Origin of the sequence: Paraburkholderia oxyphila NBRC 105797 (assembly GCF_000685075.1) — a bacterium.
Classification (GTDB): domain Bacteria; phylum Pseudomonadota; class Gammaproteobacteria; order Burkholderiales; family Burkholderiaceae; genus Paraburkholderia; species Paraburkholderia oxyphila.
The window spans coordinates 45189-70414 of sequence record NZ_BAYD01000042.1 but is presented as its reverse complement, the minus strand read 5'-3'; the positions used below and the strand labels follow the sequence as shown (position 1 = coordinate 70414).

Sequence of the window (25226 nt, the reverse complement as noted above, 5' to 3'; positions counted from 1 at the left end):
CTGCCGCGTAGGCAGCTTAGAAAGCCGGCGGTACACGCGCAAGGCCAATCGCTTTGTTCGCTGCCGCGTAGGCAGCTTAGAAACTGCACGCTCGCCATCGGCGGCGATACGGTCATGTTCGCTGCCGCGTAGGCAGCTTAGAAACACGCCAACCGGGTTGAGTTTGGTGTTGTAGTGTTCGCTGCCGCGTAGGCAGCTTAGAAATGCATATAGAGTTGAATCGCGGTGCGCGCCGCGTTCGCTGCCGCGTAGGCAGCTTAGAAACCCAATTTCTCGCAAGTCGATCAACTTGCGAAGTTCGCTGCCGCGTAGGCAGCTTAGAAATTCGATCACGGTTAGCCAGGGTTGCGTATTGCGTTCGCTGCCGCGTAGGCAGCTTAGAAATTTTCAGTACCCTTTCCAATCGAATAAGTACAGTTCGCTGCCGCGTAGGCAGCTTAGAAATCGAGCTCGATAGACGTTTCGGTGCCCGCGGAGTTCGCTGCCGCGTAGGCAGCTTAGAAAAACTCCCGCGTGAAAATCTCTGCTTTCGTCCATGTTCGCTGCTGTCGTGCCGTTCGCTGCCGCGTAGGCAGCTTAGAAATACGCCACGGAGGGCGCTTGGCTGAAAAAATCGTTCGCTGCCGCGTAGGCAGCTTAGAAAAAACATGCAGCCCGGCACGCCGCCGCCGCAACGTTCGCTGCCGCGTAGGCAGCTTAGAGAGTAACCTGCAACGCACACACCAGATGCCTTATGTTCGCTGCCGCGTAGGCAGCTTAGAAATCCTGGTTTGGGGCGAGCGCCGTCTTCGCGCGGTTCGCTGCCGCGTAGGCAGCTTAGAAAAGGGGCAGATACCACACCTCGCCGAATTGATCGTTCGCTGCCGCGTAGGCAGCTTAGAAAGTCACGTCGGCGTCGAGCGTAACGTGTTCCGCGTTCGCTGCCGCGTAGGCAGCTTAGAAACGTTCACGAAGCTCGACGCCTCCGATGCGAGAGTTCGCTGCCGCGTAGGCAGCTTGGAAATAACAGAGCGTCGCTCATTCGCGCGCGCCAACGTTCGTTCCACTGAAACCCCCAGAACTCGCCAGTAGCTTGTCACCAACGTCAGCGTCACACCATCAAATCGCCGGCCGCTCCAACGCCACCCATCGCTGCACGGAAGGCCGCTGCCACTGATACCTCACATAGTCCGCAAGCAGCGGCGGCACCGCATCGCCATTCGCCACGAGGCGATTGAGCATCAACGCGAGATCAGTATCGGCAATGCACCACTCACCGAACAGGTTAGGCTGCCCATGCGCAAGCAGCGTCTCACACACCGCGAAGAGCTTGCGCACGCCGTCCTTGGCCACAGCGGAAAGCGGCGTATCAAACGGATGACGAAACACGACCTCAGTCGGCCTCTCGGTACGAAGCTGCAGAAGATCACTGCGCAACCAGGCCTGCACCTGACGCGCTCGCGCACGCTCCTGCCGATCCTCGGGATAAATCGGCGGCTCGGGAAACGCCTCATCCAGATACTCGGTGATCGCGGTCGATTCCGAAAGCGCGAAACCCTTGTGGATCAGCGTGGGCACACGCTGCGTGAGCGAGGTTGCGGCGAAGCCTGGAGCATGCTGTGCCTGCTTTTCCAGGTCGATGCCACGCAGTTCGAAAGCTAGCCCCTTTTCGTGTAGCGCCACGAAAACAGACATCGCATAAGGGCTCGCATATTGCGTATCGGCATAAAGTTCAAGCGTTGAATCTGGCAAGGCGGTCTCCATTGAACGTGGCGCGCGGCGTCACGACCATTCATATTACGCCCCGCGTGCACAGGCCTCCATTACGTCAACAAACTTCCGCTGGCGGCGTATGCTGCTGCCTTGAGCTCCATCGGCGTGGTGACGACGTACTGCATTCCCAAGACGCGCGGCCGAAATCTGGACGACCTCAATGACGCCGACGCTGCCTCGCGCATCGATCGCGCCCTATAAAAATCTCCACGTGGAGATTTATTGCAAATATGGCGATTTTCTCTAACTGATTTTCCAGCGATATTGGCCGATGCGAGGCGCCGCGGCGCGCAGACCGGCTCAGGCCGTGGCGACTGCCGCCGTCTCGCTCAGCGTAGTGATCGAGCGCAGGCGCACCGGCGGCGAGAGCGAGATGATCGCAAGCTGCGCGCCAAAGCCGATCAGCACGCCCACGAGGCAGCTGCCGATGCCAAAGCGCGTGCTGAGCCACGTGCCCAGCATGGCGCCGAGCGGCCGCGCGCCGAACGTCGCCATCATGATGACCGAGGAGACGCGCGCGACGAGGTCGCCGGGCGTGACGATCTGGCGTAACGACGTGGTGGAGATGGTCCACACGATGGGGCCAAACCCGAACAGAAAGAACGCCGCGAATACCGGCGCCTTCGCGTGAGCGAGGGCGCTGCTCGCCATGAGCACGGCGGCGATGGCGGCGCTCGACGGGCCGAGCAGGATTTGCCGGCCGAACGCGAGCCGCTTTGCGAGGCTTTTATAGAGAAACGCGCCCGCGACCATGCCGAACCCGTAGACGCCAAGGGCGAAACCCACCTCCGAAGCGCCAAATCCGAGCCGATGGATCGCGTACCACGCGAACACGGATAGCAGCAGGAACCACGACGTATTGAACACGAAGGCGGTCGCCACGATGGGCCGCAGCCACGGGTTGCTGCCGATGAAGCGCAGGCCATCCGCGAGTTCCTGCGCGACGTGCCTGCCCGAGGGTGGGCGGCGCGCCTCGCTGGGCAGGCGCGTCATGAAGCCCGCGCTCGCGAGCGAGAGCGTGAAGGCGGCGAGGAAGGCGACCCGGCCGGAACCCCATCCGGCGAGAATGCCGCCCACTGAGGGTCCCGCCGTATAGGCGATGCTGCGTGCGATCTCGAGGCGCCGGTTGGCGGCGAGCAGGCCGCCGGCATCGACGAGCGCGGCGACGAGCGAGGGCGCGGCCACGCTGAACACGACCGTGCCGGTGGCGATGGCGAATCCCAGTGCGCCCAGCGTGACGAGCGTGAGCGCGTGGCGCCAGAACAGCGCGAACAGCACGAAGAGGGCGGCGGCGCGCAGGAGCTCCGTCACGATCATGAGGTTCTTGCGGCGCACGCGGTCGGCGATCAGGCCGGCAGGCAACGAAAGCAGCAGGAACGGCAGCGTGTTGACGGCCTGCAGCGCCGCGGTTTGCTGCGCGGTGGCGCCGAACGCCACGACAGCGGCGATCGGAATGACGGCGATGGCCATCTGCTCGCTGAATTGCGCGGCGAGACTCGCGTGCGAGAGACGGCTGACGACGGTTTGCGTGTGCGGATGGTCCATGATTCGGTTTCCGATGCCTGGCGTGGCGAATTTACCTGGTAGTGCTTGTGAATGCGCGCTCGAAGCAGGCGGCTTTACGGCGCGCAGGAGACGGCCAGAGTGTTGGAATCGAGTCTAGGGACGGGTGGCGCGCGGGGCTATCCGGTTCTTGTGGTTCAATTTCGCGCTCGCGCATTCCGGCAGTGGGGGGCGCTGGGTGGAGCCGCACTGGGCGGCGCGCGCAGACGTGCTTAAGGCTTCCTACCCATTGACGCCCCCTTCCAATTTTGCGATACAGAATATAATTCCGCGTCCGAGCCGAGGCCGCGGGCCTCCGCGCCTCTCTACCCACTATCGCAATGTCCGAATCCGCGCAAAAGCAGAAACCGGCCCGAGCAAGCGCTCACAAGGAAGACCGCCATTTCGTGACCGCGCTGGCTCGCGGGCTCGAAGTCCTCGCGTGCTTCCGCGGCGGCGACACCACGCTCACCAATCAGGAGATCGCCCAGCGCTGCAAGCTGCCGCGCTCGACGGTTTCGCGTCTGACGATGACGCTCACGAAGCTCGGCTACCTCATCCATCTGGAAGACACCGGGCGCTACCGCCTTGGCACGGCGTGTCTCGCGCTCGGCAGCTCGATGCTGGCGCGCCTCGACGTGCGCAAGCTCGCGCGGCCCATGATGCAGGAGCTGTGCGAGTTCTCGGGCGGCACCGTTTCGCTGGGCGTGCGCGACCGCCTCTCGATGCTCTATATCGAAAGCTGCCGCAGCACCGCCGCGCTGGCGCTTACGCTCGACGTGGGCTCGCGCATTCCGCTCGCGACGTCGGCCATCGGGCGCGCGTGGCTGGCCGCCGTGGCGCCGCGCGAACGCGAGGACGTGATGGAGCAGATCCGCGAGCTCGACCACGTGGCATGGCCGAACATCAAGCGCGGCATTGAGCAGGGCGTGCGCGATCACGCGGAACTCGGCGTGACCTGTTCGTTCGGCGAGTGGCAGAAGGACGTGAACGGCATTGCCCGCGCGTTCGAGCCCGGCGGCGGCCTGCCGGTGATGGCCATCAACGTGGGCGGCCCGTCGTTTTCGCTCACGCGCGAGTTCTTGCTGGAAGAGGTGAAGCCGCGGCTGCTGCATATGATCGCGCAGCTGGAGGCCGCCATCGCGGGGCGCTGAGGCGCGTGGGCGCAAGCGGTCTGCTTGCGCCTTTCATTCCAGCCAAATTAATTCGTTATACAGATCAATTGGTACAGCTTCGACATAGCGCGGCGTCCAACGACATCGCTGCGGATCGCTTGAATGCATCGATGGTCACGTTCGTTCCCGGTCAGGTTCCCCACTCTGAACACGGCTTGAACCGGATCGCCAGATCGCCCGATCGCGTTTCGCCCGATGCCAGATGAGTCTTCAAGAGTTGCAGCTGGACTGATCGCCGGCAAGCCTCGCTCGCGTCGCGCTGCCCCGCCAGTGGGGTTTTTCCCGATCCGTCGACGCATTTCAGCGCTTTACACACCCAAACCGCTCGCGTTAGCATTTCTGCAATGCAGAATTCATGTTTGCTTTGCGGAATGATCTAGCGGCGGCAAACCTGCGCCCCAAGCGCAGCGCGTGCCGCGAAGGGAGACCTTTCGATTCCATGAGCATCGATCTCCAGACGAGTTTCAGCGGGACTCGCCCGGTTGCGCCCGCGCACGCGTTCGACGCCGCGCGGTTGGCCGCCTGGATGCGCGAGCATGTCCATGACTTCGCGGGCAGAGTCCAGGTCGAGCAGTTCAAGGGCGGCCAGTCCAATCCCACCTTCCTGATCGAGGCGGGCGGCGCGCGCTATGTTCTGCGCCGCAAGCCGCCGGGCGCGTTGCTGCCTTCCGCGCACGCCGTCGAGCGCGAATATCGCGTGATCCGCGCGCTCGCGCAAACACCGGTGCCGGTCGCGAGGGCCTACGCGTTGTGCGAGGACGCCGCCGTGATCGGCACGCCGTTCTATCTCATGGAGTATGTGGAAGGCCGCATCTTCTGGGACGCGGCGCTGCCAGGCCTGGCGCCAGGGGCGCGTGGCGCGATCTACGACGAAATGAACCGGGTGATCGCCGCGCTGCATTCGGTCGATCCCGTCGCGATTGGCCTTGGCGACTACGGCCGCGAGGGCAACTACATCGAGCGCCAGGTGGCGCGCTGGACGAGGCAATATCGCGCCTCGGAAACCGAGCGCATCGAGGCGGCCGACCATTTGATCGACTGGCTCCCGAAGCACATGCCCGCCGGCGATGAGCGCCGCATCGTGCATGGCGACTACCGGCTCGACAACGTCATCTTTCATCCACACGAGCCGCGCATTCTCGCGGTGCTCGACTGGGAGCTTTCCACGCTCGGCCATCCGCTCGTCGATTTTGCCTACCACTGCATGATCTGGCATATGCAGGCGGGCGCGCGGCGCGGTCTGGTAGGGCTCGATCTGGCCGCGCCAGGGATTCCCGACGAGAAGACCTATCTGCAGCGTTATCTGAAGAACGTTGCGCGCGCATCCAATGCGGAAGTTTCAGAAACGGACTGGGGCTATTACCTCGTCTTCAACATGTTCAGACTCGTCGGCATTCTGCAAGGGGTGATGGCGCGCGCACTGCAGGGCAATGCGTCGAACGCGCTCGCGCTCGAGACCGGCAAGCGCACGCGGCCGCTTGCGGAGCAGGCCTGGGCGCTGGCACGCGCGGTGGATGCCTTGCGCTAGTGCGGCAAGGCCATTGCTGCATACACGATACACAGTCTGACTATTCTCGCGGAAAGAGGCTTATGAACTTCGAATATTCGAGCAAGGTAAAGGAATTGCAGGCCCGTCTCACGGCGTTCATGGACGAGCACGTGTATCCGGCGGAAAAGCTGTTCGCCGGGCAAATGGATGCGGCGCGCAGCGCCGGCAATCCGTGGCAGCCCGCGCCGGTCATGGAAACGCTCAAGGAGAAGGCGCGCGCCGCCGGCCTGTGGAATCTGTTCCTGCCCGCGCACGAGTCGAAGGACGGGCTCACGAATCTGGAATACGCGCCGCTGTGCGAGATCATGGGGCGCTCGGCGATTGGCGCGGAGCCGTTCAACTGCTCCGCGCCCGACACCGGCAACATGGAGACGCTGCTGCGCTACGGCAGCGAGGCGCAACAGCACGCATGGCTCACGCCGCTGCTGGAGGGCAAGATCCGCTCGGGCTTTGCGATGACCGAGCCGGCCGTGGCGTCGTCGGACGCGACCAATATCGAGGCGCGCATCGAGCGCGATGGCAGCCACTACGTGATCAACGCGCGCAAATGGTGGACCTCGGGCGCGAACGATCCGCGCTGCAAAATTCTGATCTTCATGGGCAAGACCGATCCCGAGGGCGCGGACCGTCATCGGCGCCAGTCGATGGTGCTGGTGCCGCTCGATACGCCAGGCGTGACGGTGTTGCGCCATTTGCCCGTGTTCGGTTATGACGACGCGCCGCACGGCCACGCCGAGGTGCTGTTCGAGAACGTGCGCGTGCCGGTGGACAATGTGCTGCTGGGCGAAGGGCGCGGCTTCGAGATCGCGCAGGGGCGGCTCGGGCCTGGGCGCATCCATCACTGCATGCGGTTGATCGGCCGCGCCGAGCGGGCGCTCGAAGCCATGTGCCGCCGCACGACGAAGCGCACTGCGTTCGGCCGCGCGATTGCCGACCAGGGCGTGACGCGCGAGCGTATCGCCAATGCGCGTATCCTCATCGATCAGGCGCGCTTCCTCGTGCTGCATGCGGCGTGGAAGATGGACACGGTCGGCAACAAGGCGGCGCGCAAGGAGATTGCGATGATCAAGGTCGCCGCGCCCAACATGGCGTGCCAGGTGATCGACTGGGCCATCCAGGCGCATGGAGGCGCCGGTGTCAGCGACGACTTCGGGCTCGCGCGCGCCTATGCGAATGCGCGCACGATCCGGCTCGCGGACGGCCCCGACGAAGTCCATCGCAATGCGATCGCCAAGATGGAACTCGCGGCCTACCTTTGAGCAGCGGAGCACGACGACATGAACGTTTCTTCAAGCCCTTACGACGCGCCCTTCGTGAGCATAGGCGAGCAAATCCGCAAGTGGGCGCGCGAGCAGGGGGAACGCGCCGCGCTGATCTGTGACGACAAGCGCTATAGCTACGCGGAATTCGATGCGATGATCGACCAGTGCGCGAGCGCGCTGCAACGCGACGGCATCGCGCCCGAGGACGTGGTCGCCATTTGCGCGGGCGCGTCGCCGTGGTATGCCGCGGTGTTTCTCGGAGCGCTGCGCGCGGGCGCGGCCGTCGCGCCGCTGGCGCCATCCTCTCATCCCGACAGCCTTGCTGGGATGATCGAGAACTCCGGCGCGCGCGTGCTATTTCTCGATGAATCGGTGCGTGAAGCGCTGAAAAGCGCGGCCACGCCGCCCACGGTGCGCACGGTGTTGCTGGACGCACACGGCGACACCAAGGAGCCTGCCGGCATCGAGGGCTGGCTCGCGCCGCGCGGGACGGCTCCGCGTCACGTCGAGATCCAGCCCGCATGGGCCTTCAACATCATCTATTCGTCGGGCACGACGGGCATGCCCAAGGGCATCGTCCAGTCGCATGCGATGCGCTTTGCGTACGCGTTGCGCACTGTTGCGCGCGGCTACGGTCCCGAGGCGGTCACGCTGATCTCCACGCCGCTCTATTCGAACACCACGCTCGTGAGCTTCTTTCCCACGCTCGCGCTGGGCGGCACCGTGGTGCTGATGCCGAAGTTCGAGACGAAGCGCTATCTCGAGCTGGCGCAGCGCCATCGCGCGACGCACACCATGCTGGTGCCCGTGCAGTATCAGCGCCTGCTGGCCGACCCCGATTTCGATCGCTACGACCTGTCGAGCTTCGTTTCGAAGTCCTGCACGAGTGCGCCGTTCGGCGCGCGCCTCAAGGCGGAAGTGCTGCGCCGCTGGCCGGGCAGCCTCACGGAGTTCTACGGCATGACCGAAGGCGGCGCTTCGTGCGAGCTGTGCGCGGACGAGTTCCCGCACAAGCTCCATACCGTGGGCCGCCCCATGCCAGGCCACGAGATGCGCCTGATCGATCCGGAGGGCAAGGAACTGGAGCCTGGCAGTATCGGCGAGATCGTGGGGCGTTCGCCCACCATGATGACGGGCTACTACCGGCAGCCCGAGAAGACCAGCGAGGCCGAATGGTACGACCGTGACGGCCAGCGCTTCATTCGCACCGGCGACGTCGGCCGTTTCGACGAGGACGGCTTTCTCGTGCTCATGGACCGCAGGAAGGACATGATCATCTCGGGTGGCTTCAATATTTATCCGAGCGATCTCGAGCAGGTGCTGCTCACGCACCCCGAAGTGGCGGAGGCTGCTGTGGTGGGTGTGAGCTCGGAGCGCTGGGGCGAAACGCCCGTGGCTTTCGTCACGTTGCGCGAGACGGCCGCGTCGGATGCCCAGGCGATCGCGGCGTGGGCCAACGAGCAGCTGGGGAAGATGCAGCGGCTCGCCGAGGTGGTGGTGGTCGACACGCTGCCGCGCAGCGCGATCGGCAAGGTGCTCAAGCGCGAATTGCGCGAAAGCTTCAAGTCATCGAACGCTTGATCGTCAAGGCAAGTCCGCGCGAAGGCACGATGCCTGCGCGCGGGCTTGCCGCCGTTACTTCGCTGCGGCGAGCGCCGTGTCGGGCAGGGTCTTGATGCTGCCGCCTTCCACCACCGCCACCACCGGCCGGCCCATGGTCATGCCGCCGCGCGCATCCACGCCCGAGAGCGTATTGGGATTGTTCTGCGGCGGGAGCGACTTGACGGCCTGATCGAAGACCTTGCGGATCGCGGCGGCGTCGGTGGTCGTGCCCGCGAGTTTCATCGCCTGCGCGGTCGCCCACACTGCCGTGTAGTTGAGCGAGGCTTCCTGAGTCGGCATGCGGCCGTCATGGGTCTTGGCAAAGCGCGCGACGAAAGCCTTGGCGTCGGGCGAGGGATCGTCGCCCACCGGCATCACGCCGATCGAGCCCTCGAGCGCGCCATAGCCGCCCGCGATCTTCGCGACTTCATCGAGCTTCGCCTGGTCCATGATCGCAAAGCCGCCCTTGTAGCCCAGTTCGCGTGCCTGGCGAATGATGAGGCCCGTGGGCTCGGAGGGGCCGCCCACGAAGATCACCTTGGGCTTGGCGGCGAGCACGCGGCTCACGCCGCTGTAGAAGTCCGTCGCGCGGTTATACGACAGCGGGCTGTCGGCGACGATCGTGCCGCCCGCGGCCTGCCATGCGGGCTTGAATGCGGCGGTCCAGGCTTTGCCGTAGTCGGTGTCGGTGCTCGCGATGGCCACTTCCTTGCCGTACTTGCTCATTTCGTACTTCACGAACGCCGGGGTGTACGAGGTGAACTCGGGCGGAATGCGGATGGTCAGCGGATTGCCGCGCGCGGCGAGCTGCGGCACGCTGGTGTAGCCGAGCAGCAGGACCTTGAGCTGCTGATTGATGGTCTGGACTGCGTAGCATCCACCGGAGTGCGGTACCAGCACCACGGGCGCGTTGTCTTCCTGCACGAGACGGCGCACGTTGATGGCGGTTTCGCTCGGGTTGTACTGGTCGTCGAGTGCAACCACGTCGAGCTTCACCTTCTTGCCGCCCACCACCAGCCCGGCTTGATTGATTTCGGCCACGGCCATCTGCATGCCTTCGAGCACCTCCTGGCCATACTTCGCGGCGCCGCCGGAGAGCGGTCCGGAATAGCCGATATGCACGGCGGTTTCCTGCGCCATGGCGGGGGCGGCAAAGACGAGCGAGACGGCGAGCGCGAGGGGCAGCTTCCTGATGGTCATGAACGTATCCTCGAAGGGGTGACGAGAAACAACTGTTGAGATCTGCGAAGCACTGTGGCTGCTTGCTGGATCAGCCTGAAAGACGCCGCGCTGCACCGCATGCAGCACGGGCCGCGGGGAATTTAGCCGCCTACGTAGGCTCGGCGCACCGCTTCGTTGCCGGCGAGGCTCTCGTAGGTGCCTTCGAGCACCACGCGCCCCGACTCCACCACATAGGCACGATGCGCGATCTTGAGCGCCGCATGCGCGTTCTGCTCCGCGAGCAGCACCGTGGTGCCGGCGCGGTTGATGCGCTGGATCACCTCGAAGGTCTGCTTGACCACGAGCGGCGCGAGGCCGAGCGAGGGCTCGTCGAGCAGCAGCACGCGCGGGCGGCTCATGAGCGCGCGGCCGATCGCGACCATCTGCTGCTGGCCGCCGGAGAGCGAGCCCGCCGGATCGTCCTTGCGGCCGACGAGATCGGGAAAGAGCTCGAGCACTTCGTCCAGCCGCTTGCGATTGCCCACGCGGTCGCGCCGATGCAGATACGCGCCCAGCATCAGATTCTTCAGCACCGACATGGCCGGAAAGAGCTTGCGGCCCTCGGGGCAGTGGATCACGCCTGCGCGCACCACATCGGCGGGACACTTGCCGACCAGATCGACATTCTTCAGGCGGATATGGCCCGCACTCGCGCGCGTGAGCGCGCTGGCGGCACGAAAAATCGAGCTCTTCCCCGCGCCGTTCGCACCCAGCAGCACCACGAGCTCGCCTTCGCCCGCATGCAGCGTGATGCCGTGAAGCGCGCGAAAACCGCCGTAGTCGAGGCTCACATCATTGAACGTCAGCATGGTCGCTCCCGAGATAGGCGTCGATCACCGCCTGGTCTTTGCGGATCTCAGCGGGGGTGCCCTCGGCGATCTTCTCGCCGTGGTCGAGCACCATGATCTTGTCCGCGAGATTCATGATCATGCTCATCTTGTGCTCGACGAGGCACACGGTCATGCCGCGCCGCGCGATCTTGCGGATCAGCGCCGCGAGGCCGTCGGTCTCTTCGGGGTTCACGCCGCCCGCGGGCTCGTCGAGCAGCAGGAGCGCGGGATCGGTCGCCAGCGCCAGCGCGACGGCCACGCGCTTGCGCTCTTCCTGGGTGATGCCGCCCGCGGGGCGCGCCTCGAGGTGGGCGAGCCCGACGAAGTCGAGCGCCTCTCGCGCCTTGTCGCGGCAGATGCGCTCTTCGGCCTTGCAGCGACGCGTGCGCAGCAGCGCGTCCCAGAGCCCCGAGCGCGTGCGCAGGCGGTGGCCCACGATCAGGTTCTCCAGCACCGAAGCCGTTTCGAACAGCGCGGTGGCCTGAAACGTGCGCGCCACGCCGAGCCGCGCCATCTGGTCGGCGCGCAGGCCGGTCACGTCCTGGCCGCGCAGGCGGATCGTGCCGGTGCTGGGCCGGTACATGCCGCTGATCAGATTGAAGAACGTGGTCTTGCCCGCTCCATTGGGGCCGATAATGGCGTTGATGCAGCCTTCCTCGATGCGCGTGCTCACGTCGCTCACGGCGGTGAGGCCTCCGAAGCGTTTCGATAGGGTGGAGATCTCAAGCATGGCCGTCTCCGCTCGTGGCGCGGCGCGCGGTGGTGCTCGGGAGGCGGCGCACTGCGCTGCGGCTGCGCGCGCTCTGATAGAGGCCCACAAAGCCGCGCGGCAGGAAGATCAGGAGCACGATGAGCAGCGGGCCGAACACGAGAAAGCGATAGTCCTGCATGAACTGCAGCGACTGCGTGAGCCACGGCAATGCGATCGCGCCCAGCAGCGGCCCCGCCAGCGTGCCGATGCCGCCCACCACGATGTACATCGTCATGTCGAAGGTGTGGCCGATGCTGGCGAGATCGGGACCGAGAAAACGCACGAAGCCCGCGTAGAGACCGCCCGCAACGCCGGCATAGAAGGTGGAGATGAGGAACGCCAGCATCTTGTTGCGCATGAGGTCGATGCCCAGCGCCTGGGCCAGATGCTCACTGTTGCGGATCGCAACGAACGTGTGGCCCACGAGCGAATTCACGATGCGATGCATGAGCCACATGCCGGCGGCGAGAAACGCGAACGTGAGGTAGTAGAGCGCGCGCGGGCTTTCGAACGAGACCGGGCCGATATCGGGTGGCGCGGCGATGCCGATGATGCCCACCACGCCATGCGTGAGGCTGTCCCACTTCTCGATCACGAGAAAGATGATGTAGCCCACGCAGAGCGTGAAGATCGCGAAGTAGTTGCCTTTCAGGCGCAGCGAAATGAGGCCCACGAAGAAGCCCAGCACCCCGCTCACGACCCCCGCGAGCGCGAATGCAACCCAGAACGGCACCTGGTAGTCGACGGTGAGAATGCCCACCGTATAGGCGCCTATCGCCATGAAGCCGCCATGCGCGAGATTGAACTGGCCGGTGTAGCCGGTGAGCAGGTTGAGGCCGACCGTCGCGAGCGCGAAGATATAGGCCGTGGACATGACCGTGAGCGAATAGTCGTTTCGTACGAGAAACGGCAGCGCCACGCCGAGCACGAAAAGCGCGATCCAGCCCAGATAGCGCGTGTTGGGCGAGTTGGGCGGGTTCGTCATGATGCGCGCATCTCCCTCGAAAAGAGCCCTTGCGGGCGCAGCGACAGGATCGCCACGAGCAGGACGAAGGCAATCAGGTCCTGGTAGTCGGGCGAGACGTAGAAGGCGCCGAAGCTTTCGGCGAGTCCGATGATGAGGCCGCCCACCACGGCGCCAGGCACGCTGCCCATGCCGCCGAGGATGATGATGACGAAGGCCTTGAGGATCACTAACTGACCCATGGCGGGGTAGATGAGGTTGATCGGCGCGTAGAGCGCGGCGGCCACGGCGGCCAGCACGCCGGAGAGCGCGAAGGTGGCCATGCCCACTTTGCGCGGATCGATGCCCATGAGCGCGGCGCCTTCGCGGTTTTGCGCGACCGCGAGGATCGTCGAGCCCGCCACGGTGTGGTGCAGGAACAGTTGCAGCGCGAGCACGAGGCCGAACGCGCCGCCGATGATCAACAGGCGCTGGATGGGTGCGATCACGCCGCCCCAGTCGAGCACGCCTGGCCATGGCGGCGACATGCGATGGAAATCGGTGCCCCAGAGCGCCTGCGCGGCGGCCTCGAGAAACAGCATGAGGCCGATGGCGGCGATCATCGGCGCGAGCTCGGGTGCATTGCGCAGCGGATAGAAGACGAGGCGTTCCGCGAGCACGGCCAGCACGCCCACACACACTGCGGCCGCGGCCATCGCGCTCCAGTACCCCAACCCGAAGCGCGTGCTCAGGTAGAAGGCCGCGAAGGCGCCCACCATGTAGAACGCGCCGTGCGCGAAATTGGGCACGGCCATGATGCCGTAGACGAGCGTGAGGCCGAGCGCGACGAGGCTGTAGATGCCTCCGAGAGTCAAGCCGTTGAGTACCTGCTGCAAAAACAGATCCACCGTGACCTCCCGAACACGTGCCTTCGGCGCACGGCGCGATCGAGCGCCGGGGTGAAGGACGGAGATTGGACTGCCGCGCTCTGCTTTGCGACAGGCTTGCCTGGCAAATTGGCAAGGCTCAATTTGGCAATGAATTCTGCAGTGCAGTCAGCCTGGGGAAAGTACCAGACCGATGCGCGCGGACCATTACGGCGGCAATTTCTTATCCAAATAACATTGCGCGCAGCGCTGCAACGCCTTGTGCCGAGATCGGAGACGTCACCTTGACGCTCCAATATTGTCTCTATAAATTCCACTATGCAGAAATAAATTCTGCGAATCAGATTCGGTGGATCTATCTCGAACAACAATGAAGGTGAGCGACGATGCGCTTCAAGAATAAGGTCGCCATCGTCATCGGCACGGCATGAAGGTCTGATTCGCGCACGCGATCGCGCAGGGCGGCCCGTCTGAACCACGCGGGCCGCCCGTGCCCCAATCAGAACATGTGGCGGATGCCGATGCTCGCGCCCACTGTCGAGCCGGACACTTCGAAGAGCGCGTTGTTGATCGACAGGCCCGTGTCCATGCGTCCGTGGTTGTTCACGTAGCCGACCTGGCCATAGAGGGTCGTGCGCTTCGAGAGGAAGAACTGCACGCCGCTCGAGGCGAGGATCGAGTGATTGGCGCCTTCGTTGCCGTCGCGCGTGTAGTAGACGCCTGCGTTCACATCGAGGTAGGGCGTGACGAAGTAGCTGAGGCCGCCCGAGTAGACGCTGTTGTCGAACGAGTGGGCGACCTTGTAGAGCGCGTACGAGGCCGAAATCGTCAGGCTGTTTTCGAAGCGATAGCTCGCGCCGAGGGTGCGGCCCACGAACTCGACGGTGCTCGGCACGGGCGTGGTGGCCGCGGTCCCGCCCGCGTTGCCGTCATAGAGCGCGCCGCTGAGCGTGAGGCCGCCCAGGTGATAGCGCAGGCTCGCGGAGTACTGGCGGCCCGCCTGGAAGTCGCCCGCCGCGCCGCCGAACGCGAACATGCCCGACGCCTGCAGGCCCCAGATTTCCGGCGACGTATAGGTGATCGAATTGCTGTTGAAGAGGCCCGTGACATAGACGTTGTTCACGTAGCTCACGAGCGCGCTGCCGAAATACGACATGCCGCGCGGGTCGGTGTCGTAGAGCGAGAGAAAGAACGGCGAGTATTGGAGGCCGGCCTTGAGCGAGCCATAGGAACTGTCCAGGCCCACCCATGCCTGGCGGCCGAACAGGTTGCCGTTCGAATTGGCGAACTGCCCGTTCGCCACGCTGATGCCGCTTTCGAGCATGAAGACCGCACGCATGCCGCCGCCGAGGTCTTCCGCGCCGCGCAAGCCGAAGCTCGAACCGGTCATGCCGCTATCGGTGAACGAGAACTGATGCCCAGCGTTCTGGCCGGTCTGCATGTTCATCGTGTGGCTGGTGTAGAGCAGCGAGCCGTCCACGATGCCATACAGCGTCACGCTGCTTTGCGCATAGGCGGCGCTGCCCGTCATCCCCATGGCGGCGAGTCCGGCGGCGAGCAATGTCTTGCGTAGCATCTTGCAATTTAGCATTATGGAATCCTGATTAAATGACGTGGCCTGGAAACAACGGGATTCAACGGAATTCGCCCCCCGCCTGGCGTGGCGCGTCAGTTCGCGCGGACGTGGCGCAGGGGCGCCATCCGTGCGGGTTGCCGGCCTGGCTTTGCAGCGCGAGGCCGGTGTCGACGCGTCACGTGAACGTCGTTACGGGGATTGCAGCAGTAAATCGGGAAAGGACGCCATGCCGGTGAGGAGAGCCGGGCGCGCGCGAGTACGACGGCGCGCCGCGAGACGGTTTCGGATTGCAAGTTCAGGCCGATGCTCGTTCACCGATTCTCTCTCCACGAACCAGATGGGATTGCCAGGGCGTCCGGGGTGTCTGTCAGATGAAGGTTATTTTTGTACGAGCGTGCGGAAAGTGTCATCCTGGGGGAAATGCTAGCTGTACACAGGCGTTCGCGGCCTGGCATCGAACGCATAAAGCCATTACGAATCAACGGCTTGCTGTTTCTGGTGCGCCGTGCTGTTCACGCCAGTTGATGGCATCAATCGTCCTTGAATTGTCCTGGCGAACAAAGGACATGCTGCTATGGCACAGCATCAACGTTTCCGGATCGACCGCGCTTTCATACGCGCGATCGATACCAGAATCGCGAAGGACTACGCGTGCAATCGAATGGCCGGCGGGGGTTGGTGTTTCCGTCACCAGACGGCAAGGGCGCCTTCTAAAGCCGGCCCGTCGAAAACCGTCGCTCGGCTTCCGCAAAGCGGCTGTGCAGGCACTGCTCCCGTCTTTCCCCTGTCCAGCACGCCTGCGCCAGCAACGTCGCACCGACCGTCCACACGGAAAACGCATGGACGCTGAAGTCGGTGGCGTTGAGTTCGTCCTGATCGCTCCATTCCGGGTGCAAATAGTAGACGCCTCGCGTCATGCGCGTGCGCCACGCGAAGTCCGCGAGTTCGCTGTCGTACGCCGCGGCGATGATGGTTTCCAGCGAAGCCACATAGGCTGGCTTCGCGCCCGCACCCGTATCGATCACCACGTTCAGCGTGGCGCGGGTGGGTGAGGTCGTCGCCGGGACGGGGGCAGTGGCGAACCGGTCGTGAATGTAGCGGTAGGCGCCGTATAGCAGATCGTTCTTCGAACGAAAGTGGTAGCTCACCAGCGAGGGGGCAATCTGCGCTTCCTTCGCAACGGCTCGATGGGTCAATTCCGCCGGCCCGTGCTCCGCGAGGATGCGCGAGCTGGCCGCGAGGATCACGTCGCGCGCGTGCGCGGTGCGGCCGCCTTGCGATGCCTGGTTCTCCTGATGACGTTCGCGTAGCACCTGTGATGCGCAATATCGGAACCAGGCAGGGCATTGGGCGCGAGACTGCCCGATGGCGACGCGAAAGCCGTGCTCCACGAGTTCGGCGTTGAGGATCGGGATCATCGGATGCCGGCGGCAACCGAGCGAAAGCAGCTCCACGCCGGTGAGGTATTCGAGCAGGAACCGCGCGTCGCGTCGCGTCGCCGCAACCGTGCCGGCCAGGGCCTGGGCCAGTACCGCCCGGCGCCGGCTCGCCCAGCGACGCGCCATCGATCGCGAGCCGTCGCGTCGGGCGATGCTGGCGAGCGCGGCCACGCGCGCCAATGTGTCGGATGCATTCGCGCCGCACGAGTCGGCGATCAGCGCGCAGGCAATGGCCTGCGCCCCCTCCATTCCCCGCTGTCCCAGTGCCGGCAACACGGTGCCGAGCTGGGCGATACGTGCGGCGTCGCGTTCGAGCGCGGCGTCGTGCAGGGCGAGCAGCAAATCCTCCTTGGCGGGGAAGTGGCGCTGCACCGTGGGCGCGGACAGGCCTGCCGCGGCCGCCACATTTCTGATGGTGACGGCCGTCTCGCCCGACGTGCCCAGGATCGTCATTCCGGCTGCGATCAGTTTGCTGACGGTTTCTGTCTGCTGTGGAAGCCCCAACGTCCGTTCTCCTTGCGAAAAGATCGGCGCGCGTGATGCGCGAAATAATTAGGTGCAACTGTATCTTCAGTGTATCGAAAAATCAACTATCGCCATGAATTTAAGGAGTTTTTCTATGATTAGCGGGAAATTTGCACTTGGTACAACCGTAACATTGCCGTCACGATCGCCCGCTAAAGTGCGTGGCACTTCGCAACTGTCCGTATGCCCAAGGAGTGATCGTGTTCAAGGCAGCACCCCAATCCGGAAAGCGGCGCAATCGCCGCAGCTGTGCCCCCGTCACGCTGTCCGTTACCGCCATTGCCTGGGCCGTCGCCATGGCCGGTTCGGCGCGTGCGAACGCCGATGAAACCAAAACCGACGATTCGGAGAACATCGTGGTCACCGCGCAAAAGCGCGAGCAAAAGCTCAGCGATGTGTCGGCGTCCGTCTCGGCCGTGTCTGGCAAGTTCATCCAGCAGCAGCAGGTCCAGAGCCTGTCCACACTGTCGAATTACGTACCGAACTTTACGTACACGAAGGAGAGCGACGTCGACATCATCACGATCCGCGGTCTTGGGACCGCGGGCGGCGATACGCTCGAAAGCTCGGTCGGTGTCTATGTCGATGGCGTCTATCTGCCGAAGGCGCGCGACGCGATGTTCCCGCTGTACGATCTCGACCACGTCGAAGTGCTGCGCGGGCCCCAGGGCGCGCTGTTCGGCAAGAACACGATCGCTGGCGTGATCAACATAGAGACCGCGCGCCCGACCGACTACTGGACCGGATACGTTCAGGCAAGCTATGGCTCGTATGCCTCGACGGAGGAGACGGCTGTCCTCTCGGGGCCGCTTTCGCCCGTGCTGAGCATGCGCATTGCCGCCTACCACCGGCAGAGCGACGGCTATATCGAGAACGAAACGCCGGACCACTACGACGGCGGCGGCTACAACACGAACGCCGGGCGCCTGACGCTCGATCTGCATCCGAACTCGCAGTTCAAGTTGACCGGCAAGCTCGAGCTCCTCGACGATCAGGAACTGGGCTTGAGCCGCGAGCTGCAATATATCGGCCCCAAGGATCTCGCGAACCCCGCCTTTCAGGGCATTCCGAGCGGCCAGCTCTATCGCCAGATTTCGAACCAGACGGGCCTCTTCGACGTGGACAACACGCAGGGGCCGTTCGCATGGCTCGGCGCGCTGAACGCGAGCTATCGCTTCGATTCCGGCTACACGCTTTCGGCGACCGCGGGCTATTCGCACTTCGACAACCGCATCAGCTATGCGGACGCACTGCCGATCAACACGATCGTCCAGAACGATCCGATGACCCTCGCGACGAAGAACATCGAAGTTCGCCTTGCGTCGCCGGACGACCAGCCGTTTCGCTTCATCACCGGCTTCTACGCGGATCAGACTACGCTGAGCTACACCGGCTACAGCGCGCTGAATTTCGCGAGCGTTGGCAACGCCATCCAGAGCGCGCTGCTCGCGCGCGGCATACCGGCGGCCCTGCTGCCCAACGCAGCCGGCCTCGCGACCGCGAATACGGTCGTGACGCCCGGTAATGGCTTCAGCGAGGACTCGCATTCATGGGCGCTGTTCGGCGAGGCGAGCTATCGCTTCCAGCCGGCGTGGACGATTGTCGGCGGCTTGCGGTTCTCGCAGGACTCGGTCGCCATGAATCAGTATTTCGACCCGACCGATGCGAACGGCTTGCCGCTCGGTTCCGTGGCCAGCCTGAGCAGCGTGCTGCCGAAGCCGAATGCGCTCGTGGCGCCGGGCCTCACCATCGCACAGCTGCTTTCGAAGACCTACAGCAGCGTCTACAACACGATCTTCAGCCCGGCCGGCACGCCCGCCATCAATCAGTCGGAGACGGAGGATTCCGTCACGCCGTCCGTGCGGCTCGAGTATCGCCCGCGTCCGGCTACGCTCGTCTACGGTGTCGTGCAAACCGGCTTCAAGCAGGGCGGTTATGCGCCGGGAACGTCGGTTTCCACGCTCAACGATTTCGGCCCCGAGAAGGCGCTGGCCTTCGAGCTCGGCACGAAAACCCAGCTCGGTCCGGCCGACGTGTCGGCGGCGCTGTTCCGTACGCAGTTTCGCGACTTGCAGGTGTCGGCGATCAACGCCGAAGGCACCACGGACACGATGAACGCGGCCGGCGCGGTGTCGCAAGGGATCGAGCTGGGCACGCACTGGCATGTGACTTCCCACTGGAACCTGAGCGCCGATTACGCGTATCTCGACGCGCACTACACCAATTTCGACAACGCACCCTGTTCGATCGACCAGCTGCTCGCGTCGAAATCGTCGGTGTGCAGCCAGAACCTGTCCGGCCACCCGCTCCTGAATGCGCCCCCGAGCAGCTTTTCCGGCACCGTCGAATACCACACGACGTTCCAGCCCGGCTTCGAATTCAGCGCGGCCTTTACGGGCACCTACAAGTCCTCCTACTACACGGAGGTGTCCGATTCGAGCGAGCTGAAGGCCGACGCGATGCCGCTCTTCGACATCCGCATCGCGCTCGGCCGGCCGACGCAGCACTGGACGGCGGCACTGCTCGTGCACAACCTGTTCAACCGCCAGGGCGCGCTGATGGGACAACGGCCGTCGCTCGTGGCCGATCCTTCGACCTACATGGTCGTACCCAACGAACCGCGGATGATCATCGGTCAACTCCGCTACGAAATGTAATCACACTGACTACCATGAACGATATGAATTCGGATTCCGAACAGATAGAAACGGTACGCGCTGCCGTGCCGAACTTCCGCGATCTCGGCGGCTATGCGGCCGGTGTCGATCTCGTGACGCGCTCCGGCTGCGTTTACCGCTCGAGCGACCTGTCGCGGTGCGGCGCGCCGCAGTGGGATGCGCTGCGCGCGCTCGGCCTGCAGACGGTGATCGACCTTCGCGATGCGAACGAGGTTAGCGAAAGCGGGGGCGAGCTGTCTCCCGGCATCGAGCGCATCGCGATCGAGTTCCACCCGAGCCAGTTGCCCTGCGCGCAGGGCAAGTCGCCCGCCGAGGCTCCGCACGCGCTCGACGCGGACTTCATGATCGACATGTATCGCGATCTGGTGCGCCATCGTCAGGCGCAGTTCCAGCAAGTGGTCGTTCATGTCGCGCGTGCGGCCAGCGGTCCTGTCCTGCTCCATTGCACTGCGGGCAAGGATCGGACCGGTATCGCCGTCGCGCTGCTGCTGGAGGCGATCGGCGTGGGTCGGGACCAGGTCGTCACCGACTATCTGAAATCGAATGCGGCGATGCAGGCCATCGTGGCCGCGCGACGCGCGGCACGCCCGGATGCCGACGCCTCGCACACGGCCGCCGACGCGCAGCGGGCGATGCCGCTGCTGCGTGCGGACGAGCGCTACATCCGTGCGGCGCTGGAAACGGCGGATGCGGAATTCGGCGGCGCGCAGGCGTATCTCTCGGCAGACAGCGAAGCCCGGCGTGGCATCGACAAGCTGCGTGCGTCCTTGCTCGGCCAAAGCGAGTAAGTTATGCGAACCGTACCGTTATCGAGGCTCACGAACCGGCAACTGGTGTCGATGGGGCTGCCGTCGTTCGTCTCGGCTTCGCTGTTCGTGCCGCTGTCCTTCCTGATCCAGCCGTTTTACGCCGATACGCTGGGGCTCGGCCTCGCGGTCGTCGGGCAGATCCTGATGTTCGGGCGATTCCTCGATGTGCTGATCGATCCCGTGGTGGGCTGGATGAGCGATCACACGCACACGCGCTGGGGCCGCCGGCGTCCGTGGCTGTTCGCGAGCGTGCCACTGCTCGTCGCCGGCATCTGGCTGCTGTTTTCACCGGCCCGCCCCGTGACGCCGCTTTATTTGCTCGGTGCGCTGACGGTGTTCTACATCGGCGTGACGGTGTTCCTGATTCCCTATCACGCATGGGGAGCGGAAATCTCGAACGACTACCACGAGCGTTCGCGCATCGTCGCGATGATGATGTGGATGACCGCCGCCGCGGTACCGTTGACGGCGTTGCTGCCCAGCACGCTCGAACGCGTCATGCACCGCGGCATGGCGGGCCAGCTGCATGCGCTGGCGCTGCTCTATGTCGTGCTCACGCCCGCGGCTGTCGTGGGTCTGCTCGCGTACGTGCCCGAGGTGCAGGCCACGGCCACGCGTCGCACACGAAGCTTCGCCGCCGCGCTCAGGCATTACGCGCATTGGCTCAGGCAGCCGGACTTCCTGCGAGTGGGCGCGCTCAACGCACTGGTCGGCTGCTCGGAAGCCGCGAATACGGGCCTCTACGTGTTTTTCGTCGTCTATGCACTGCGCCTCGACCGCTGGGCGACCAGCCTGCTGCTCGTGCAGACGGTGGTGGGCCTCGTGTCGATTCCGCTGTGGCTGCGCGTGACGCGCCGGCTCGGCAAGTCGAAAGCGCTGCGGGTCGTGCTCGTCATCGATACGCTCGTGCCGCTTTGCGCGCTGCTGATTCCGGTCGGGCATCTGGTGCCGCTCGTCGTGTTCATGGTCATGCGCGGCCTGACGTGGGGCGCCGAGTACATGATCCTGCGCTCCGTGCTGGCCGATCAGATCCACCGTCATGCGAACCAGACCGGCGACGACAGCGCGGCCACTTCATTCGCCGTGTTTCAGCTTGGGCAGAAGATCGCCGGCGCGGTCGCGATAGGCATCATCTACTGGACACTGTCGCGCCTCGGTTTCGATCCGGCGCACGGCCGCCTGGCTGGCAACGAGATCGTGCGTGTCGCGTTCGCGGTGCTGCCTGCCATCTTCACCGGCATGTCGCTGCTGCTGTCGCGCGGCATCGAGCCAGCCCAACCAGAAGCCAGCATTGCGCAAGGATGTGCCCATGCCGGCGAAGTCCTTCAATAACCACTCACCATATTCCCGCACACCCACCATGTTCATCGTTCAGTTGACCGATCTTCACGTCGTCGAACCCGGCACGCTGGGCCACAACGGCACCGACAATACGCAGTATGTGGCGCACGCACTGAGCCGGGTCGGCGCGCTCGAACCGAAACCGCGCGCCGTCGTGCTGACCGGCGATCTGGCGGATCACGGCAGCGTGGCAGAATACGCCGCGCTGCGTGCCATGCTGGACGAAATCGACGTTCCGGCGTATCTGGCGCTCGGCAATCACGACAATCGTGCCAATTTCCTCGAAGTGTTCGGCAACGCGCCCTGTCTGGCGCAGCGCGGCGCATTCGTGCAATACCGCGTGAATCTCGGCGATCTCGATCTGCTGGTGCTCGACACGCTGCAGGAAGGCAAGATAGCGGGACACTTCTGCGACGAGCGGCTCGCGTGGCTCGCGGACGACCTCGCCGCGCACCGCGGTCGCCCGACCCTCGTCGCGCTGCATCACCCGCCGATCGATGGCCTTTCCCAGCTCGAATTCTTCGAGAAGGGCGGCGACTGGTATCACGCGCTGCTCGATACGCTCGGCACGCACGACAACATCATCGGCATCATGGCCGGACATACGCACCGCAGCGCGTCGACCACGACGCAGGGCATCCCGCTGCTCGTCGGGCCGGCCGCCTGCGGGTATCAGGCGCATATGAGCCTCGACTGGACCCGCCTCGACGTCACGCTGGCCTTCGAGGCCCCGACGATGTACCTGCACCGCTATGCCGATGCGCGGATCACGAGCCACCTGATTCCGGCCAGCGACGCGTTCTCCACGCTGCGCCCGCCATACGCCGAGCATCTGGAGAAGCTGGTCGAATCGATGCAGGCCCCTGAGCTCAACCTTTCTCAAGGAGTACTGAAATGAAGCGTAGCGATCAAGTATTCGCCGCCGTGCTGGCGGCTGTGGCATCCACGTGCGCGCATGCGCAGACGGAGCTGGCGCCGGTGCCGCACCTGAACGTCATCGAGATGTTCCGCCACGCCGACATGCTCGTGCAGAGCGTGATGCTGTTTCTCATCTTGTGCTCGGTCGTCACCTGGGCGGTCATGGCGGAGAAGTCGGTCGTGCTCGGGCGCGCGCAACGGCGCTCGCGCCAGTTCATCGCGAGCATTCGTGGCGTGCGGGCGGTCGAGGACATTGCGAAGCGGACCGCGGACGTTGCACCTTCGCCAGTCGGCAAGATGTGGCATGTCGCGAAGGAGGAATGGGACATGTTCCAGGCCAATCGCCGCGGCGCGGCGATCACGCCGCATCAGGCAGACAATCTGATGTCGCGCATGGTCGTGGCCGCGACGCTCGCTCAGGAGCGTGAAATGCAGGAACTGTCGCGCTCGATGGGCATCCTCGCGACGATCGGCTCGACGGCGCCGTTCATCGGCCTGTTCGGCACGGTGTGGGGCATCCTGAACAGCTTCATCGGCATTGCGGCGAGCCACGCGACGAGCCTGTCGGTCGTCGCGCCCGGGATTGCCGAAGCGTTGCTCGCCACCGCAATCGGGCTGTTCGCGGCGATTCCGGCCGTGATGATCTACAACAAGTTCGCGCGCCAGATCAGCCAGATCACCGGCACGCTCGACAGCTTCCAGGGCGAACTGTCCACCATCGTGTCGCGCGAGATGGAGGTGATCGGATAATGGGCATGACCGTCGGGGGCAACGGCCCCATCAAGCGCCATGCGTATCAGCAGAACGCGGAAATGAACGTCACGCCGTTCGTTGACGTGATGCTCGTGCTGCTCATCATCTTCATGGTCGCCGCGCCGCTCGCCACGGTCAGCGTGCCGGTGGATCTGCCGCCGGCCACCGACAAGGCGCCGCCTCCGCCGCCCGTCGAACCCGTCTACGTTTCGCTGCAGAAAGACGGCTCGCTGTTCATCGGCGAGCGTCACGTGGATGCCGCGAATCTGGTGGCCGAAGTGACGCGGGCCGCGAAGGGCGATCGCTCGCAGCGGATCTTCGTGCGCTGCGATCAACGCTTGATGTATGGAAAGCTGATGGATGTGATGAACCGTCTTCAGGATGCAGGTTATGACAAGGTTGGACTGGTGGCCGAGGATGTTGAGCATTGACGTCGCTTCGTTGCGGGAGATCCGATCCATGCGCGCCAGCGTGCTTGCCGGCTCGATTCTGTGTCATGCGCTGCTTCTGCTGGCGTTGATGCATGCGGGCCGCCCCGCGGTCGAGGCGCCGCCGAGGACGATCGACATCCAGATGATCGCTCCGCCGCCACCGCCGCCGGTCCCGGTGCCCCCGCCGAAGCCGGTGCCCAGGGCGGTGGCCAAGCCGGCGCCGAAGCTGCCGGCGGCAGCGCCGCCACGGCCTGCCATCGAGCCGCGCCGGGCGGCCCCGCAGCCGACACCGGTGCAGCCCGCGCCGTTTGCCCCCGCGCAACCGACGCAGACGGCCGGGCCGCCTTCGACGGCCGTGCCGGTGCCTGCGGCAGCGCCAGCTGCGACGGCGCCGTCCGTTCCGGACACGGAGGTTAGCGCGAGGCCGATCGCCGGCAAGCCACTCGTCTATCCACCCCGGATGCGGGATCAGGAGCACGAGGGCAGCGTGGACTTTGACTGTGCGATCGAAGCGGATGGATCGACGTCCGATTGCCAACCGGTGTCTGTCGAAGGTGGGGACGACTTCGTCGAGTCGGCGCGCAACTATCTGCAAGCCGCGCGATACCGGCCGGCGACGCACAACGGCGTGCCGGTGCGTCAGGCGCATCACAGGATCCATGTCGAGTTTCGACTGGATTGACGCGAATGGCGGTGAAAGGGGCGCGTGCCGTTTGCACGGCTACGCGCCAGTCTGGATTTTGGCTTTTGTCGCGGTAAGGCTCCGCGCCTTCTTCAGTTTTCAGCTGTGCCCGGGCGAGCCGAAGATATTGATCAGATTGCCCTCAGGATCGCGAATCATCGTCGATTGCATGGCAGGCGACAGGGGCAGTTCAGCCCACACGATATCCACGCCTTGTTCGGAGAGCGCCGCGGTTGTGACGGGAAGGTCCTGCGTCTCCAGAACCAGGGCCTTCCAGCCAAGCACGTCGAGGTGGTCGGGCGGCACCGTACGGTCGACAGGTCGCTTGTTGCGTGTGCCCGGGCGCGATATCAGTTCAAGCCGGAAGCCCATGCCGTCGAGCATGGCGTAAGCGGCGCCAACCGCATCGAATCGACCGCGCTCCGTCACTTCGAAACCCAGGACCTTGACGTACCAGCTCACCATGCGATCGAGATCGCCAACGGCCAGTGCGAAGTTGTTCAGACGAAGTTTGCCGACCTCCGGCAGGGATGTTTGAGATGTGTTCATGGTCGGAAGTC

General features: G+C 64.5%; 21 protein-coding genes and 1 CRISPR repeat array (1 of these 22 only partly in view). Of the genes, 11 read left to right on the top strand and 10 right to left on the bottom strand.

Going from position 1 to position 25226, the window contains the following annotated elements:
- Nucleotides 1-1003: direct repeats of the CRISPR family, unit length 28 nt; unit sequence GTTCGCTGCCGCGTAGGCAGCTTAGAAA (it extends 787 nt beyond the left edge of the window).
- 95 nt (nt 1004-1098) lie between these two features.
- Nucleotides 1099-1731: a glutathione transferase gene (yfcF, locus tag BO1_RS24635; protein ID WP_028219821.1), complete on the bottom strand. Its 633-nt coding sequence runs from the start codon at nt 1729-1731 to the stop codon at nt 1099-1101.
- 321 nt (nt 1732-2052) lie between these two features.
- Nucleotides 2053-3297 carry an MFS transporter gene (locus BO1_RS24625; RefSeq protein ID WP_028219820.1) on the bottom strand — a complete coding sequence of 415 codons (1245 nt, stop codon included), beginning with the start codon at nt 3295-3297 and terminating at the stop codon, nt 2053-2055.
- A gap of 338 nt (nt 3298-3635) precedes the next feature.
- Between BO1_RS24625 and BO1_RS24620 the strand changes: the two genes are divergently transcribed.
- The 4 genes from BO1_RS24620 (at nt 3636) to BO1_RS24605 (ending at nt 8861) form a co-directional block, all read left to right on the top strand.
- Nucleotides 3636-4448: an IclR family transcriptional regulator gene (locus BO1_RS24620; protein ID WP_028219819.1), complete on the top strand. Its 813-nt coding sequence runs from the start codon at nt 3636-3638 to the stop codon at nt 4446-4448.
- A 460-nt stretch (nt 4449-4908) separates the two neighbouring features.
- Nucleotides 4909-5997: a phosphotransferase gene (locus BO1_RS24615; RefSeq protein WP_028219818.1), complete on the top strand. Its 1089-nt coding sequence runs from the start codon at nt 4909-4911 to the stop codon at nt 5995-5997.
- 62 nt (nt 5998-6059) lie between these two features.
- On the top strand, nt 6060-7277 hold the full coding sequence (locus BO1_RS24610; RefSeq protein WP_028219817.1) for an acyl-CoA dehydrogenase family protein: 1218 nt from the start codon (nt 6060-6062) through the stop codon (nt 7275-7277).
- An 18-nt stretch (nt 7278-7295) separates the two neighbouring features.
- Entirely contained in the window at nt 7296-8861 is a 1566-nt protein-coding gene (locus tag BO1_RS24605) for a class I adenylate-forming enzyme family protein (RefSeq protein ID WP_028219816.1), read from the top strand.
- Nucleotides 8862-8915: 54 nt separating this feature from the next.
- Here BO1_RS24605 and BO1_RS24600 read toward each other — a convergent pair whose 3' ends face one another.
- From BO1_RS24600 to BO1_RS56510, 7 genes are all read right to left on the bottom strand, one after another.
- Nucleotides 8916-10082 carry an ABC transporter substrate-binding protein gene (locus BO1_RS24600; protein ID WP_028219815.1) on the bottom strand — a complete coding sequence of 389 codons (1167 nt, stop codon included), beginning with the start codon at nt 10080-10082 and terminating at the stop codon, nt 8916-8918.
- 122 nt (nt 10083-10204) lie between these two features.
- Nucleotides 10205-10912: an ABC transporter ATP-binding protein gene (locus BO1_RS24595; RefSeq protein WP_028219814.1), complete on the bottom strand. Its 708-nt coding sequence runs from the start codon at nt 10910-10912 to the stop codon at nt 10205-10207.
- Nucleotides 10896-11663 carry an ABC transporter ATP-binding protein gene (locus BO1_RS24590; RefSeq protein WP_028219813.1) on the bottom strand — a complete coding sequence of 256 codons (768 nt, stop codon included), beginning with the start codon at nt 11661-11663 and terminating at the stop codon, nt 10896-10898. The genes BO1_RS24595 and BO1_RS24590 overlap by 17 nt, the downstream gene beginning before the upstream one ends.
- A complete protein-coding gene (locus BO1_RS52630) occupies nt 11656-12669 on the bottom strand; it encodes a branched-chain amino acid ABC transporter permease (protein WP_052409592.1) in 1014 nt (337 codons plus the stop codon). The genes BO1_RS24590 and BO1_RS52630 overlap by 8 nt, the downstream gene beginning before the upstream one ends.
- Nucleotides 12666-13535: a branched-chain amino acid ABC transporter permease gene (locus tag BO1_RS24580; RefSeq protein WP_028219812.1), complete on the bottom strand. Its 870-nt coding sequence runs from the start codon at nt 13533-13535 to the stop codon at nt 12666-12668. The genes BO1_RS52630 and BO1_RS24580 overlap by 4 nt, the downstream gene beginning before the upstream one ends.
- 478 nt (nt 13536-14013) lie before the next feature.
- A complete protein-coding gene (locus BO1_RS24575) occupies nt 14014-15105 on the bottom strand; it encodes a porin (protein ID WP_407669998.1) in 1092 nt (363 codons plus the stop codon).
- A gap of 695 nt (nt 15106-15800) precedes the next feature.
- A complete protein-coding gene (locus tag BO1_RS56510) occupies nt 15801-17033 on the bottom strand; it encodes a helix-turn-helix domain-containing protein (protein ID WP_281179198.1) in 1233 nt (410 codons plus the stop codon).
- A 221-nt stretch (nt 17034-17254) separates the two neighbouring features.
- Between BO1_RS56510 and BO1_RS24565 the strand changes: the two genes are divergently transcribed.
- From BO1_RS24565 to BO1_RS52610, 7 genes are read left to right on the top strand one after another with little or no spacing between them, the layout of a single operon-like run.
- Nucleotides 17255-19711, top strand: coding sequence for a TonB-dependent receptor (locus BO1_RS24565; RefSeq protein WP_043286280.1), 2457 nt, complete (start codon nt 17255-17257; stop codon nt 19709-19711).
- 23 nt (nt 19712-19734) lie between these two features.
- Nucleotides 19735-20520, top strand: a complete 786-nt coding sequence (locus tag BO1_RS24560; RefSeq protein WP_167338387.1) for a tyrosine-protein phosphatase — start codon at nt 19735-19737, stop codon at nt 20518-20520.
- A 3-nt stretch (nt 20521-20523) separates the two neighbouring features.
- Entirely contained in the window at nt 20524-21873 is a 1350-nt protein-coding gene (locus BO1_RS24555) for an MFS transporter (RefSeq protein WP_084688168.1), read from the top strand.
- A 28-nt stretch (nt 21874-21901) separates the two neighbouring features.
- Nucleotides 21902-22780 carry a metallophosphoesterase gene (locus BO1_RS52620; protein WP_052409591.1) on the top strand — a complete coding sequence of 293 codons (879 nt, stop codon included), beginning with the start codon at nt 21902-21904 and terminating at the stop codon, nt 22778-22780.
- Nucleotides 22777-23550, top strand: coding sequence for a tonB-system energizer ExbB (exbB, locus tag BO1_RS52615; protein ID WP_052409590.1), 774 nt, complete (start codon nt 22777-22779; stop codon nt 23548-23550). The genes BO1_RS52620 and exbB overlap by 4 nt, the downstream gene beginning before the upstream one ends.
- A complete protein-coding gene (locus BO1_RS24540) occupies nt 23550-23984 on the top strand; it encodes an ExbD/TolR family protein (RefSeq protein WP_028219806.1) in 435 nt (144 codons plus the stop codon). The genes exbB and BO1_RS24540 overlap by 1 nt, the downstream gene beginning before the upstream one ends.
- Nucleotides 23971-24666 (top strand): energy transducer TonB, encoded by a 696-nt coding sequence (locus BO1_RS52610; RefSeq protein WP_167338386.1) that lies wholly within the window; start codon nt 23971-23973, stop codon nt 24664-24666. Before BO1_RS24540 ends, BO1_RS52610 begins: the two co-directional genes overlap by 14 nt.
- A gap of 99 nt (nt 24667-24765) precedes the next feature.
- Here the strand turns inward: BO1_RS52610 and BO1_RS24530 are convergent, their stop codons facing one another.
- Nucleotides 24766-25215 (bottom strand): VOC family protein, encoded by a 450-nt coding sequence (locus tag BO1_RS24530; RefSeq protein ID WP_028219805.1) that lies wholly within the window; start codon nt 25213-25215, stop codon nt 24766-24768.
- Nucleotides 25216-25226 lie beyond the last annotated feature (11 nt).

Excerpts from the sequence above, each read along its gene's own strand:
- BO1_RS24625 (WP_028219820.1), bottom strand. The coding sequence starts at position 3,297 with ATGGACCATCCGCACACGCAAACCGTCGTCAGCCGTCTCTCGCACGCG.
- BO1_RS24620 (WP_028219819.1), top strand. The coding sequence starts at position 3,636 with ATGTCCGAATCCGCGCAAAAGCAGAAACCGGCCCGAGCAAGCGCTCAC.
- BO1_RS24615 (WP_028219818.1), top strand. The coding sequence starts at position 4,909 with ATGAGCATCGATCTCCAGACGAGTTTCAGCGGGACTCGCCCGGTTGCG.
- BO1_RS24610 (WP_028219817.1), top strand. The coding sequence starts at position 6,060 with ATGAACTTCGAATATTCGAGCAAGGTAAAGGAATTGCAGGCCCGTCTC.
- BO1_RS24605 (WP_028219816.1), top strand. The coding sequence starts at position 7,296 with ATGAACGTTTCTTCAAGCCCTTACGACGCGCCCTTCGTGAGCATAGGC.
- BO1_RS24600 (WP_028219815.1), bottom strand. The coding sequence starts at position 10,082 with ATGACCATCAGGAAGCTGCCCCTCGCGCTCGCCGTCTCGCTCGTCTTT.
- BO1_RS24595 (WP_028219814.1), bottom strand. The coding sequence starts at position 10,912 with ATGCTGACGTTCAATGATGTGAGCCTCGACTACGGCGGTTTTCGCGCG.
- BO1_RS24590 (WP_028219813.1), bottom strand. The coding sequence starts at position 11,663 with ATGCTTGAGATCTCCACCCTATCGAAACGCTTCGGAGGCCTCACCGCC.
- BO1_RS52630 (WP_052409592.1), bottom strand. The coding sequence starts at position 12,669 with ATGACGAACCCGCCCAACTCGCCCAACACGCGCTATCTGGGCTGGATC.
- BO1_RS24575 (WP_407669998.1), bottom strand. The coding sequence starts at position 15,105 with ATGCTAAATTGCAAGATGCTACGCAAGACATTGCTCGCCGCCGGACTC.
- BO1_RS24560 (WP_167338387.1), top strand. The coding sequence starts at position 19,735 with ATGAATTCGGATTCCGAACAGATAGAAACGGTACGCGCTGCCGTGCCG.
- BO1_RS24555 (WP_084688168.1), top strand. The coding sequence starts at position 20,524 with ATGCGAACCGTACCGTTATCGAGGCTCACGAACCGGCAACTGGTGTCG.
- BO1_RS52620 (WP_052409591.1), top strand. The coding sequence starts at position 21,902 with ATGTTCATCGTTCAGTTGACCGATCTTCACGTCGTCGAACCCGGCACG.
- exbB (WP_052409590.1), top strand. The coding sequence starts at position 22,777 with ATGAAGCGTAGCGATCAAGTATTCGCCGCCGTGCTGGCGGCTGTGGCA.
- BO1_RS24540 (WP_028219806.1), top strand. The coding sequence starts at position 23,550 with ATGGGCATGACCGTCGGGGGCAACGGCCCCATCAAGCGCCATGCGTAT.
- BO1_RS52610 (WP_167338386.1), top strand. The coding sequence starts at position 23,971 with ATGTTGAGCATTGACGTCGCTTCGTTGCGGGAGATCCGATCCATGCGC.
- BO1_RS24530 (WP_028219805.1), bottom strand. The coding sequence starts at position 25,215 with ATGAACACATCTCAAACATCCCTGCCGGAGGTCGGCAAACTTCGTCTG.